Origin of the sequence: Algoriphagus sp. SE2, from assembly GCF_039563885.1 — a bacterium.
Lineage (GTDB): Bacteria > Bacteroidota > Bacteroidia > Cytophagales > Cyclobacteriaceae > Algoriphagus.
In genome coordinates this window covers 65319-78720 of sequence record NZ_JBCLWJ010000011.1, presented here as the reverse complement: position 1 = coordinate 78720, position 13402 = coordinate 65319, and the positions used below count along the sequence as shown (strand labels likewise).

The 13402-nt window shown below is 36.3% G+C and carries 11 protein-coding genes; 4 read left to right on the top strand and 7 right to left on the bottom strand.

The window, feature by feature from the left end:
• The 3 genes from AAGF08_RS13685 to AAGF08_RS13675 all read right to left on the bottom strand — a co-directional run bounded on the left by AAGF08_RS13685 (position 1) and on the right by AAGF08_RS13675 (position 5316).
• Positions 1–1509, bottom strand: coding sequence for a DUF1501 domain-containing protein (locus tag AAGF08_RS13685; RefSeq protein WP_343511794.1), 1509 nt, complete (start codon positions 1507–1509; stop codon positions 1–3).
• A gap of 1 nt (position 1510) precedes the next feature.
• Positions 1511–4249 carry a DUF1553 domain-containing protein gene (locus AAGF08_RS13680; RefSeq protein ID WP_343511793.1) on the bottom strand — a complete coding sequence of 913 codons (2739 nt, stop codon included), beginning with the start codon at positions 4247–4249 and terminating at the stop codon, positions 1511–1513.
• A 119-nt stretch (positions 4250–4368) separates the two neighbouring features.
• Positions 4369–5316 carry an NAD-dependent epimerase/dehydratase family protein gene (locus tag AAGF08_RS13675; protein ID WP_343511792.1) on the bottom strand — a complete coding sequence of 316 codons (948 nt, stop codon included), beginning with the start codon at positions 5314–5316 and terminating at the stop codon, positions 4369–4371.
• Positions 5317–5468: 152 nt separating this feature from the next.
• Between AAGF08_RS13675 and kbl the strand changes: the two genes are divergently transcribed.
• Positions 5469–6665 (top strand): glycine C-acetyltransferase, encoded by a 1197-nt coding sequence (gene kbl, locus AAGF08_RS13670; protein WP_343511790.1) that lies wholly within the window; start codon positions 5469–5471, stop codon positions 6663–6665.
• A 182-nt stretch (positions 6666–6847) separates the two neighbouring features.
• Here kbl and AAGF08_RS13665 read toward each other — a convergent pair whose 3' ends face one another.
• The 3 genes from AAGF08_RS13665 to folP all read right to left on the bottom strand — a co-directional run bounded on the left by AAGF08_RS13665 (position 6848) and on the right by folP (position 9663).
• The gene (locus tag AAGF08_RS13665; RefSeq protein ID WP_343511789.1) at positions 6848–7573 is read right to left on the bottom strand and encodes a DUF5715 family protein; all 726 of its coding nucleotides are present in this window, start codon (positions 7571–7573) and stop codon (positions 6848–6850) included.
• Between the two features lie 336 nt (positions 7574–7909).
• Entirely contained in the window at positions 7910–8785 is an 876-nt protein-coding gene (gene cdaA / locus AAGF08_RS13660; protein ID WP_343511787.1) for a diadenylate cyclase CdaA, read from the bottom strand.
• Positions 8782–9663, bottom strand: a complete 882-nt coding sequence (gene folP, locus AAGF08_RS13655; RefSeq protein ID WP_343511785.1) for a dihydropteroate synthase — start codon at positions 9661–9663, stop codon at positions 8782–8784. The genes cdaA and folP overlap by 4 nt, the downstream gene beginning before the upstream one ends.
• Positions 9664–9679: 16 nt before the next feature.
• Between folP and AAGF08_RS13650 the strand changes: the two genes are divergently transcribed.
• From AAGF08_RS13650 to AAGF08_RS13640, 3 genes are read left to right on the top strand one after another with little or no spacing between them, the layout of a single operon-like run.
• A complete protein-coding gene (locus AAGF08_RS13650) occupies positions 9680–10228 on the top strand; it encodes a DUF1599 domain-containing protein (protein ID WP_343511784.1) in 549 nt (182 codons plus the stop codon).
• Positions 10221–11321 carry a BT_3928 family protein gene (locus AAGF08_RS13645; protein ID WP_343511783.1) on the top strand — a complete coding sequence of 367 codons (1101 nt, stop codon included), beginning with the start codon at positions 10221–10223 and terminating at the stop codon, positions 11319–11321. Before AAGF08_RS13650 ends, AAGF08_RS13645 begins: the two co-directional genes overlap by 8 nt.
• Positions 11318–11854 (top strand): shikimate kinase, encoded by a 537-nt coding sequence (locus AAGF08_RS13640; protein ID WP_343511782.1) that lies wholly within the window; start codon positions 11318–11320, stop codon positions 11852–11854. Before AAGF08_RS13645 ends, AAGF08_RS13640 begins: the two co-directional genes overlap by 4 nt.
• On the opposite strand, the gene AAGF08_RS13635 is transcribed toward AAGF08_RS13640, so the two are convergent.
• The gene (locus tag AAGF08_RS13635) at positions 11837–13351 is read right to left on the bottom strand and encodes an outer membrane protein transport protein (RefSeq protein ID WP_343511781.1); all 1515 of its coding nucleotides are present in this window, start codon (positions 13349–13351) and stop codon (positions 11837–11839) included. The two genes, AAGF08_RS13640 and AAGF08_RS13635, sit on opposite strands and share 18 nt — an antisense overlap.
• Positions 13352–13402 lie beyond the last annotated feature (51 nt).

The following is a 13402-nucleotide window of genomic DNA, read 5'->3' as shown; positions in this document are numbered from 1 at the left end:
TTATGCTAATATTTTTCTGATTAATTCTCCTTCTACATCCGTAAGTCTAAAGGGTCTTCCTTGAAATTCATACGTAAATTGCTCATGATCAAAACCCATTAAATGTAAAATTGTAGCGTGGATATCATGCACGGAAACCTGTTCTCCAATTCCAGAAAAGCCAAAATCATCAGTGAGGCCGTAACTAGCACCTTTCTTGATTCCACCGCCTGCCATCCACATGGTAAAGGCATCTCCATGATGATCTCTTCCCAAAAAGCTCTGAGTTTTCCCTTCCCTGTTTTCTTGCATGGGAGTTCTTCCAAATTCTCCACCCCAAACTACCAAGGTGTCTTCCAAAAGACCTCTTTGTTTTAAATCAAGTAGAAGGGCCGACATTGGCCTGTCAACTTCTCTACATTTATTTCTAAGACCCATATCAATGGATTCATCATGGCCTGTTCCATGGGTATCCCATCCCCAATCATATAATTGAACAAAGCGCACTCCTTTTTCAACAAGTTTTCGAGCTAATAAACAGTTGTTTGCAAAAGATTCAGTTCCAGGTTTTGTTCCGTAAAGTTCATGAATATACTCTGGCTCATCATTGATATCCATTACTTCCGGCACCTCTATTTGCATTCTATAAGCCATTTCATACTGGTTGATTCTAGCTAAAATCTCAGGATCACCATAAGCATCAAACTCCTCCTTATTTACTTTATTAATCGTAGAAATGAGGTTTTTCTTCATGTCTCTAGACATACCTTCCGGATCTTTCAAATAAAGAACAGGGTCACCTTTGGATCTACATTGTACACCTTGGTAAACCGATGGTAAAAACCCACTTCCCCAAACACTCTTACCTGCATCAGGGGTTTTGCCTCCAGAAGTTAAAACCACAAAGCCAGGAAGATTTTGATTTTCTGTACCAAGACCATAGGTAACCCAGCTTCCTAAACTTGGTCTGCCTAATCTAGGGCTTCCAGTTTGCATGAATAGTTGAGCAGGACCATGGTTAAACTGATCGGTGTGAACTGCTTTTAGGAAGGCAACTTCATCAACAACCTTTGAAAAATGCGGTAGAAAATCAGATACCCAAGCTCCTGATTCTCCATGCTGAGCAAATTTTGCCTGTGGACCCAATAAATTAGGAACGCCTCTAATAAATGCGAATTTCCTACCTTCCAAAAGAGATTCCGGACAAGGTTGATTGTGGTATTTTGCTAATTCGGGTTTAAAATCAAAAAGCTCTAATTGAGAAGGAGCTCCGGCCATATGTAGATAAATAATTGACTTGGCCTTTCCTCCAAAAGGAGGAGGGAGAGGAGCTAAAGGGTTTAGGTCTCTTTCACTTAAATTTAGTCCTGTAGATGTTTTTTTAGACACTCCAGTATCACAGCCAAACATCAATGGAGCGAGAGCCAATCCTCCCATTTTACTGACACAATCCATCAGAAAATGTCGTCTGGTCTTTCTTTCCAGTTTTTGCTGGGTAAGTTCATTTATTAACTTTTCGACCTGCTTCATATCATGGTTTGGTTAGAAATTCATCCAAGTTTAGTAAGGCATTGGCAACTACCGCCATTGCCGCTAATTCCGGAGTGGTATCGATACCTTCGACTTTGAAAAATGAATTCATGGCAGTGCTGTCCTGCTTAAACTCAGAAAATGAGTTTTCATATAAGCTAGCTAAAGCATCTAATTTTTGATCAGAAATAGGAACAAGCATCAGTTTTTTATATCCAAAGGAAATTGCTTCATTTGGATTTGAACCTGACTCATTCATCAATTTTCCCAGATGAGCTGCAGCCTCAATGTAAACAGGATCATTTAGAGTAACTAAGGCCTGCAAAGGAGTATTTGTTACAATTCTGCGACTTAAACAAACCTCTCTGCTTCCTGCATCAAAAGTGATAAAAGAGGGGTATGGACTCGTTCTTTTGATGAATGTATAAAGCCCCCTTCTATACCTATCTTCACCTTCGGCCTCTGTCCATGATTCTCCATTGTAGACAGTTTGCCAAATTCCTTCTGGTTGTGGAGGTTTAACACTTGGACCGAACATTTTATTTGATAGAAGACCTGAGACGGCCAGGGCTTGATCTCTTATTTGTTCAGCACTTAATCTTTTTCTTGGCCCTCTAGCATACCATTTGTTTTGAGGGTCAATAGCATAAAGCTCTGGTGTAATAGAAGAGCTTTGTTTGTAGGTTTTTGAAGTAACAATTTGACGAATTAGTTTTTTCATACTCCAATCAAAGCTATTCATCGTTTCCCAAGAAAGGAAATCCAATAGTTCTGGATGGGATGGGGGGTCTGATTGAGTACCCATATCTTCCAAGGTACTTACTAAACCTCTTCCAAATAGTTGATCCCAAATCCGATTGACAAAAGTTCTTGAAGTCAACGGGTTTTCCTTGTCTGTGATCCAATATGCGAACCCAAGCCTGTTTTTAGGCCATTCTGGCTTCCAGGGATTTAGTTCGTCCGGTGTATTTGGGTTCACCTTTTCTCCGAGCATCAACCAATTTCCTCTCTCAAATACCCGAGTTTCCCGCTTCATGTAGTCCGGGTTTTCGATTAAAATTGGAAGCTTAGTCCCTTTGAATTTAAGGATCTCATCCCAAGAATTTTTTATGGAAGCAAAACCTTCTTTATCATTTCCAGGTAAAGTTGGAACAAAGGCAAACCAGACAATAGTTGAAGTGTTTTGTTGCGGTTTTGCATTCGGACTTTCAACTGATATGTACAGATCATTAATTCCCTGGATTGGCTTAAATGGAAAAGCACTAATGGTTTCACCATTCGTTTTATTGATAGTAAATGTGGTTAAAACTTCACCTTCAGGCCCATCTTTTTGAATAGTATATTTACTTCCATCGATACCGGTCCAATAATCCATCAATAATTGATTAGATTCCTGTGTATCAATATTTCTTAGATAGGCAGAACCTCCTGGCCACATTCCCAGCCATTTGGTATCGATCAATTCTGCCTTATCAAAATCTGTAGCAATATGTGCTTCGTATTTTGGTTCGAAGAAAGTCAGAAAATCTTTTCTTTTTTTGGCGGCTTCTTCTCCTTGGTTTTCTTTCACCCACGATAGAATGCTTTCTATTTCTTCTTTATCTGCATCTGAGTAAAATCTGAGTCTTGGTTCCTCGTCATGGGTATCTTCGTCTCGGGTATTATTGAAAAAAGCAGCAGATTCGTAAAACTCCTCCTGTCGAATGGGATCATATGGATGACTATGGCATTGAACACAGGCAATAGTCGTACTTTGCCAAACTTCGTAGGTAGTGTTTAATCGGTCAAGAACTGCTGATACTCTGAATTCCTCATCTTGTGTTCCACCCTCGTCATTATTCATTGTATTTCTATGAAAGGCAGTAGCGGTTAACTGTTCCACAGAAGGATCAGGAAGTAAATCTCCTGCTAACTGTTCAATCGTGAATTCATCAAAGGGCTTGTCCTTATTGAAAGAATTAATGACATAATCTCTGAATGGCCACAGCGTTCTGGAAACATCTCTTTCATAACCTTTTGTGTCAGCATATCTCGCTAAATCAAGCCACCAACTTGCCCAATTCTCGCCGTAACTTGGTTGGTCTAATAAATAATCGACAGCCTGATCATAAGAGATATTCCCATTTTCATATAAATTAACAAGAGAGTCCGACGGAGGTAGGCCTGTAATATCCAGTGATACCCTCCTTAGTAATTTAGAAGATTTTTCTTCTTCGGAAAAATTCAATCCTTGTTCCTCTAATTTGCTTTCAATGAAACTATCAATGGGATTTGGGTACGATTCTTTAGGTTCAGAATTTAAACCGGCTTCTAACTTTGTTTCAGGTATCGTTGGTTCTTGGACTGGCTCATATGCCCAATGCTTTCCCCAATTAGCCCCCTGTCGGATCCATGTGGTGAGAAGTTCGATTTCCTCCTCTGAGAGAGGTGGCTTTTCGTAGGGCATCCGCAATTCAGGGTCTGACTCTGTCAGCCTTTTAATTAACTCGCTATTATGAGGGTCTCCTGGAATAATAGCAGGATTTCCTGATTCAGTGATTGCTAAAGCTTCCTCTTCAAATAAGACACTGAATCCACCATTCTTTTTTACTCCTCCATGACAAGAAATGCAGTGTTTATTTAAGATTGGTTTAATCTGTGTACTAAAATTCACTTCTTTCTCTTTCCCAAACAATAAAAAACCAAAAATTGTAAGGATTACTGATGTCGTTAGAAGGAGTATGATTCTTGTTTTTGACATGAGTCTGAAGCTAAAAAGTAAATTTATTAATTTCGATTTACTTTTAAAGAGAGTGTGGTAGTTCTGGTTAATTTTCAATTTAAAAGAGATACTAAATTAGATTTCGAATCTAATTCTCTTTAGAAAGTATAATGAGGAAGATTTTCTAAAATGTCTTTAGTCATTTTATCTAAGTCAAATTCAGGTTTCCATCCCCAGTCTTTTTGTGCACAGCTATCATCTATGCTATCTGGCCAGGAGTCAGCTATGGCTTGTCTGAAGTCTGGATTGTATTCAATTTCAAAGTTTGGGAAATGCTTTAAAATGCTCTGATAAATTTCTTTTGGAGAAAAGCTTATCGCTGAAAGATTATAGCTGGACCTGATTTTTACCAAATCTTTTGGAGCCTGCATTAAGTCTAATGTAGCCTTGATTGCATCTGGCATATACATCATTGGAAGATATGAATCCTTTCTTAAGAAACAATTGAATTTCTCTCCTGAAATAGCCTTATGATAGATATCTACTGCATAATCAGTGGTCCCCCCACCAGGGAGTGATTTATATCCAATAAGTCCAGGATATCGTAAGCTCCTTACATCTACATTATATTTTTGGAAATAGTATTCACACCATCTTTCACCGGCTTGCTTGGAGATTCCATAAACGGTGTTTGGTTCTTTAACACAGTATTGGGGCGTGTTTATTTTGGGGGTGTTTGGACCAAAAACAGCAATGGAGGAAGGCCAATAAACTTTATCAAGTTTAAATTCTTTGGCCGTTTCCAAGACAAATAACAAACTCTCCATATTTAAATCCCATGCGAAAAGAGGCTTTTTCTCTCCGGTTGCTGAAAGAACAGCAGCTAAATGATAAATCTGTTTTACATTTTCCTTTTTTATTAAATCCTTGGCGGCTTCTTGATTCATAATGTCAAGAACTTCAAACCGACAATAATCAAATTTGGAGCGTGCGGCTTCATTTAAATCAGTAGCGATTACTTGCTCACCTCCATAGATATCACTTAGAGATTTTGTTAATTCTGAACCAAGCTGTCCGGCAGCTCCAATAACCAGGATTTTTTCCATGTTTTGTTTTTCAAAAAAGGCCTAAAGCCATGCTTTAGGTTTTTGTTTATATTTGGGATTGTGATGGCAAAAGTAAGAAAAATCTAAAGTCTTGCAGGACTTTTTGATTGACGGAAAATAAGAGTTTTTGAACAATTACTAATAAAAGATATATGTACGATAGAATAAAACCCAAATTAGTTGAAGAGCTAAAACAGATTGAAGAAGCAGGATTGTTTAAGAAGGAAAGAATTATTACTTCTCCTCAATCGGCTGAGATTACTATTTCGGGAGGAAAGAAAGTTTTAAATTTTTGTGCAAATAACTATTTAGGATTATCCTCTCATCCAAAAGTAATAGAAGCAGCAAAAGCTTCAATAGATACGCATGGTTTCGGGATGTCATCGGTAAGATTTATCTGTGGTACACAAGACATTCACAAGGAGTTAGAAAAGAAGATCTCAGAATTTCTTGGTACGGAAGACACCATTCTTTATGCCGCAGCCTTTGATGCAAACGGAGGTGTTTTTGAGCCAATATTAGGGCCTGATGATGCTATCATATCAGATGCATTAAATCATGCTTCAATAATTGACGGAGTTAGACTTTGTAAAGCAATGAGGTTTAGGTATCAGCATAATGATATGGAGGACCTAGAAGCTCAATTAAAAGATGCAGATGCAAAAGGGGCGAAACAAAAAATAATTGTCACAGATGGTGTTTTTTCCATGGATGGAACTATTGCTCAGTTAGATAAAATTGTGGCTCTTGCCGAAAAATATGAAGCTTTGGTTATGTCTGATGAATGTCATTCTACAGGATTCATGGGTAAAACAGGGAGAGGTGTTCACGAACATTGTGGTGTTATGGGTAAGATAGATATCATTACCGGGACGCTAGGAAAGGCTTTGGGAGGAGCGTCTGGAGGGTTTACCTCGGGTAGAAAGGAAATTATCGAGTTACTTCGTCAAAGATCAAGACCCTACCTTTTTTCAAATACTTTGGCTCCTTCCATTACAGGAGCATCTATTACTGTCTTTGATCTGTTAACTAATACTACTGAACTCAGAGATAAACTTGAAGAAAACACAAAATATTTCCGAGAGAAAATGACAGCTGCAGGATTTGACATTAAACCAGGGACACATCCAATTGTACCGGTGATGTTATATGATGCTGTTCTTTCTCAAAAGATGGCTGAAAAGCTTTTAGATAAAGGGATTTATGTAATAGGTTTCTACTACCCAGTTGTGCCGAAAGGCCAGGCAAGAATAAGGGTACAAATATCTGCCGGGCATGATCAAGCTCATTTAGATCAGGCTATAGAAGCATTTACAGAAGTAGGCAAGGAATTGGGAGTGATTGAGTAATACTCTTTTGATTCTAGGAAAAGTAAAAAGTGATCATTTTCATACAAATAATATTACCGGGTTTCTATTTTTAGATTCCCGGTTTTTTTAAGCATAAAAAGGAACAAGGGTGTTTATGTGCTTTTCAAAACGAATTAATTGCTGAAGTTCAAATAATTAGATTTCTTGATTGGTTTGAAAAATCACCTTACTGTCACATGGTAGCAACTTTGTTTTCTTTCTTTAATGAAGAAGATTTTCCCGGATTTTTCGAATTCATTCAGAATTTTTTCAAGTTTTTTCTGATTCTTTCGGCTCCAGCTTTTTTTTCCATTAAACCTGATGTAAGAAATATCAAATGAAGCACCATAGGAGTGTGAGCTGATTCCGTTTGTTGCGTTTCTATTTCTCCTTCTTAAGCTTTTTTGCTGATCAGGAGTGCGGGTGACAGAAGTTAGTGTGAAGTAACTTTCATCATCTGTTAATACTTGGAAAGCTAAGCCCAACTCCTCAAGGATAGTTTTTGAGTATGAGGTAATATAAGGATGGCTATGAGTTAATTTCATCACCTCGTATCCAGCGCCCTTACTGATTGGAACCAACTTTTTTTCTTCAATAAGTTTATTAAAATGATCTTCACTTTGAATTAAACCGAATCCATTATACTCTGCTGCATATAGATGCTTGTCATACTCTTTTGTGATTAGATCCTCCGGAATCGGGGGAATAACTCTTGGGATTGGCACTTCGATCTCGATCGGGGCAGGTTCATCATTTCTTAAGTCAGCGACTCTGGTAGAATTTGAAATAGTAGAGTAGGTGTCTTTTATTTTCTTTTCTAACTCAGGTATATATCCCTGAGTTGCTAATGCACCTGCCGAAATAAGTATAAAAAAAGAGACAAGTTGTATTCTATGCTTTCTTTCCATTTTTGAAGAGAACTTAGTTTTTCAAGTTACTGGATGATCTATGACTGGGTGATGGCAAAGATTAAACCAATTAATTTCTTAAAACAAACTAATTTTCAATAGTTAATGCTGGATTTCGTTCATTTGAAAGAAACTATAATTTGCTTTTTTTTGAGATAAATTCCCAGAAAGAAATTTTTTAAGGGTTAATTAAACTTATAAGAGGTAAGCTGATCGAAGAAATCACCACTAAAATAGAAATGATCCATTTATCATAGAGAGTAAGAAAGTAAAATCCTTATTCTATTCTAAAAACAAATAATATTCTAGATAAATGTTTGAGAAATTACATACTAATTATGACTTACTTGACATCGCAAGCTTTCTTCTTTTTTTCATTTCATAATCCTCAATATCCTCAAATTTAGAATCTACATCTTCATTATTTAAGTAATCATTGATTGTCTCTCTAACCTCTTGAAATGACATATTATGAAGGACTTTGCCATTCTTTGCCATTGAGAGCTGACCTGTCTCTTCTGAAATAATTAAAATCAAGGTATCGGTTGCCTCAGACATACCAATTCCCGCTCTATGGCGTAAGCCAAATTGTGCAGGTACTTCTCTTTCTGTTACTGGGAGAATGCATCGAGCGGCTTTTATTTTTCCATTGTAAATAATTACAGCACCATCATGAAGTGGACTGTATTTATTAAAAATTGAAATCAATAATCTTTTTGATAGTTCTGCATCTAGGATGTCTCCACTTTCGGCATAGAATTTAAGTTCTGTGCTTTTTGAAATTACCATTAAAGCACCTGTATTACTACCCGCCAATGTTTTTGAAGCGTCAATGATCGGACTAATATTGAAAACTGAATTCTCTCTTTTTCTCCAAAAGAAAAGAAGGTCTTTCCACACATTATCATCAGAGAGAAAAGACGATCTTCCGATTAAAAGAAGGAATTTTCTTATTTCCGGTGCGAAAATGATAATTGCCGTAATCACACCGACTCCCATAAATTCTCCTAAAATAGAAGAAAGCAACTCCATTCGAAGTGCTCTTACCAAAAGGTATATCAAATAAATCGAAAGGAAACCTAAAAATATTTTAATAGCGACACTTCCCTTAAGCAATTTATAAATCTGATATAATAGGGCAGCAACCATGGCAATATCTATCATATTGACGATGGAGATGTCTAAAAATCCTATTTTAAATAATAATGTCAAGGGTAAATCGTGTTGAATAATTTAATTGTTTCTTTTGCTTCTTTAACGTCATGTACTCTAATGATGTTTGCGCCTTGGCAAAGCGAAAACATATTCAATACTGTTGTCCCATTTAATGCCTCATCTGCATTCTTGCCAAGTGTTTTGTAAATCATGGATTTACGAGAAACACCTACTAAAATTGGGGATGATAAACATCGAAACTGGCTTAAATTTTTTAGCAAAAAATAATTTTGTTCAATAGATTTTGCAAATCCAAAGCCAGGATCAATAATTACATCTTTAATGCCAAACTTTTTGAATTGATCCAGTTTTTCAGAGAAATAATTCAATATTTCCCCTAAAATATCAGAATAATTTGTCATTTGCTGCATATTCGATGGATTTCCGCGCATATGCATTGCTATGTAGGGAGTTTTTAAGGAAGCTATTAGTGGAATCATATCCTGATCCAAATCACCTGAAGAAATATCATTCACGATATGCGCTCCAGACTTAATAGCTTTCTCTGCAACTTTTGCTCGAAATGTGTCAATTGAAATGATTGTATCGGGATAATTTTTTGAAATCCATTCGATTACAGGAATTACTCGATTTATTTCTTCTGATACAGAGACAACATCAGCTCCTGGTCGACTACTGTATCCTCCTACATCTACTATGTCTGCACCATCAGAAATTAAATTCTCAACTTGTTCAGCAAAGTCTTTTGAAGTAATATTGGTTCTACTTCTTTCAAAAAAAGAATCAGGAGTCACATTTAATATACCCATAATCTTTGGACTGTCCCAAACTTGGAGCCGTCTGTTGATTTGAAATGTATATTTTTGGGGAAATAATTTATCTTCGATCGAAGAAACTCCCTTAACCGGAAACATTAAACTGTTATAAAATTTGGAGACGCTAACTAGCAACGAATATACACAAGTTATCAGCCGTTGTAAAGAATTATTTCGTAAGAAGACTATTGATTATGGGACTGCATGGAGAATACTTCGGCTGTCTTCAATCACAGATCAGATTTTTATTAAAGCTCAGAGGATTCGTTCTATACAAGAAAAAGGTAGTCAAAAAGTAAATGATCCTATTGTTGACGAATTTGTAGGTATCATTAATTATTGTTTGATAGCGTTACTTCAGATTAGTTTTTCGAAGGATGATAGAATGGAAATCCCATTTGAAGATCTAGAACCGGTTTATGACAAATGGGTAAGCGAAACAAAAGGACTTTTGGAAAATAAAAATCATGATTATGGAGAAGCCTGGCGAGAAATGCGAGTAAGTTCCATGACTGATATTATACTTATGAAATTGTTGCGTGTAAAACAGATTGAAGATAACGCTGGTCAAACTCTAGTTTCGGAAGGGATTGAGGCGAATTATCAGGACATGATTAATTACTCTGTTTTTTGTTTGATCAAACTAGAATATCACCATGATTAAGGATAGCTTTCTTTGGGTTCTTCGCCTTTTAGTTGGAGGATTATTTATTTTTTCCGGATTAATCAAAGTGAATGATCCAGTCGGTACTTCGATCAAATTGGAGGAGTATTTCGATGTGTTTTCAAATGATATAGCTGGCTTTTTCTCAATTTTCGAGCCTTTTGCGTTGCCAATAGGTGTGTTTTTGGTTGTGTTGGAAGTTGGTCTAGGAGTAATGCTTATTCTTGGTGTAAAGAGTAAATTTACTGTTTGGTTATTAGGTCTTATGATCTTGTTTTTTACCTTTTTGACTTTCTACTCTGCCTATTTTAACAAGGTGACAGATTGTGGTTGCTTTGGAGATGCTATAAAACTGACTCCTTGGGAGTCTTTTTATAAGGATATTATTCTATTGGTATTAATCGCAATTTTACTCCTTTTCAAGGATGACCTGCCTCAGACATCTCCAAAATGGGCGAAAGGTATAGTGATTTTAACATTAATTACATCACTCCTTCTTTCCATTGTTGCTATACGAAATTTGCCATTTATTGATTTTAGAGCCTATAAAGTAGGGGTTAATATTCCTAAAGCAATGGAGCCATCAGCGCCCTTACTTTATTCTTACGTAATGAAAAAGGATGGAGAAACTGTTGTGTTAGACCAATACCCTTCGGACGAAAGCTATGAATTTGTGGAAATGAATTTAAAGAATCCTGAAAATCTTCCTAAGATTTCAGATTTCGCAGTCTGGAATGAGGATGGAGATTATTCTCAGGAAATGTTTACAGGAAATAAGGTTGTGATATTAGTAAGCAGCATGCCCAAAATGAGTGAGGCAAATCTGGATAAAATAGATGGATTAATAGAAAGCTTAAAAGACTCCCCTTTAAAAGTAGTCTTTGTTGCTGCGGCAACGGAAGAAGAAATTAATGATCTAAAAGAAAAAAGAGGTTGGGACATCACTAGTCTTCAAGCTGATGCTACGGTCGTGAAAACTATTATCCGTTCTAATCCAGGTATTTTAGTTTTAAAAGGAGGAGTTGTACTGGCTAAATATCATCATAATAATACACCGGAAGCTACCGAGGTGATCGATCTGTTTATGAAATGAAAAAGGAACTCAAAGTTGTTTTGATTGGATTACCGGGTTCTGGGAAAAGTACATTTGGCAAGCAGTTAGCGTCTATTTTAAATTTTCCCTTCTATGACCTTGATAGCTTGGTAGAGAAAGATTTCAATATGAAGATCCCTGAAATTTTCAATAGGTTGGGTGAAGGCCAGTTTCGTAAGTGGGAAACAGAATCCTTGAAAAGAATATTGAAATCACAACAATCCTATGTACTTGCATCAGGAGGAGGCTGTCCTTGTTTTAATGATAATATGGATTTGATAAATGAACATGGCATCTCTGTATATTTAGATGTTCCTCTAGGAGAGATTTCAAAAAGATTAGGGGTCTCTAAAATTCAGAATAGACCAATGTTTCAGGATTTGGATAGAATAGAGATTACCATGAAATTAAAAAGTCTTCTTACTGATCGAGAATATTTTTACAATCAGGCGAAAATAAAGCTCAGCGGTGAAGATTTTTCCGCTGAGCTTTTGATGTCTGAATTGATTAATCTCCTAAAAACTAAAGCCTAAAGTGAGCATTCCTGTAAATATTTTATTTTCGAGTTGCGTCACTGGTCCTATATTGTTGTTTTGAGAATCAAGGACTTGATAACTTCTATATAAACCATTGTTTTTCTGACTGATCAATGCCAAGTCGATTGAGAATTTATTTAGTTTAGCTCCTATCCCTCCACTTATTTGATTTGTGCTTCTGTCAAATTCTGAGTTTGCAATTGGATCTCCATAAAAAGCATAACCCCCTCTTAATCTTATTTTATCAATTCTATATTCTGCTCCAAACCTATAGTTTAAGGTGCTTGTGTAAGTGCTATTGATTTCTTGATTGTCGGGACCTTCATCAAAATCTCTACTTTTGATATTTGCATTACTATAATCTACAAAATCAACATCAGCAGAAACAAAGCCATTTTTACCTAGGAAAAAGGTAGCTCCACCACCTATTCTAAGAGGGGTATTTAAATTATAAGACCCCACTATATAATCAGAAAGCGCTTCAACTCGCCCTAAAACAATATCTTCTTGCTCAAATTCATAGTTATCATAATTTGCAATCATACTCGCCTCATATTCCTCATTGAAGGCATACCAGGTTGGAGATTGGAATGAGAAACCTAGATTTAAATAATCTATAGGCTTAAAAATAATTCCAAGGTTTAAATTAATCCCTGAACCATTAATAAATAATCTTTCAGTCAAAGCAGAATTAATTAATGGTCCATCTGGGAATTCTTCATTATAATTTTTGATGGACGTAAAAGATAGGTTTCTGATACCTAAAGCTCCACCAAAAAAGATTTTATGATTAAAATTGGCTCCATAACTGAAAGTAATTTGATTTGAACTTCCTTCTTGCCTTATGTTTTCATCTTGGAATGGGAATCCCGTTACAAAGGAATCATAGGTGTTAGGATCATTTATAGGATTTCCATTATCATCAAAAATTACAGGGTTAATTTGGTAAGTAGAATAAGCTAGTCCTGTTAAACCAAACGATTCGATCTGGCTTTCACGTATTCCGTTCGCATCCTGTAAATAAAAATCAATTATTGATGTATTTCCGATTTGGTCTGAAAAGAAACCATATTCAGTATTAAAATTGGCAAGTCTTTGAAGACTTATTCCAAATGCTCCACCCTTAAAAGCACCTCTTCCTAATCCTTCTTTTGGGTTTGCCATTACATAACTCAGATTCGGAAGATTAAAATTTGTCGTGTTATACGATTTATTTTGCCCAAGGTAAGAAGTGTTTACAGCCCAATCAGAATATCCAAGTGAAATACTAGCTTCTGAAGATCTAAAAAAGCCTAGTCCTGCTGGATTACCAGAAATGTTTGAAACATCTCCTCCCAAAGACCACTGTGTTCCTCCAATAGCCATAATCCGAGATGAACCCCCGGCTTTAACATGGCTGAATCGATAGGCATCTTCGTAGTATCCACTTTGTCCAAAAAGCAAATTGGTGGATGCAAATAGAAGACAAGAGAAAATAAGGATTGTTAACCTCATTGAATCAATAATTTGTTTAGTTAATAACGGTTTTAAATAACAAATGTGACA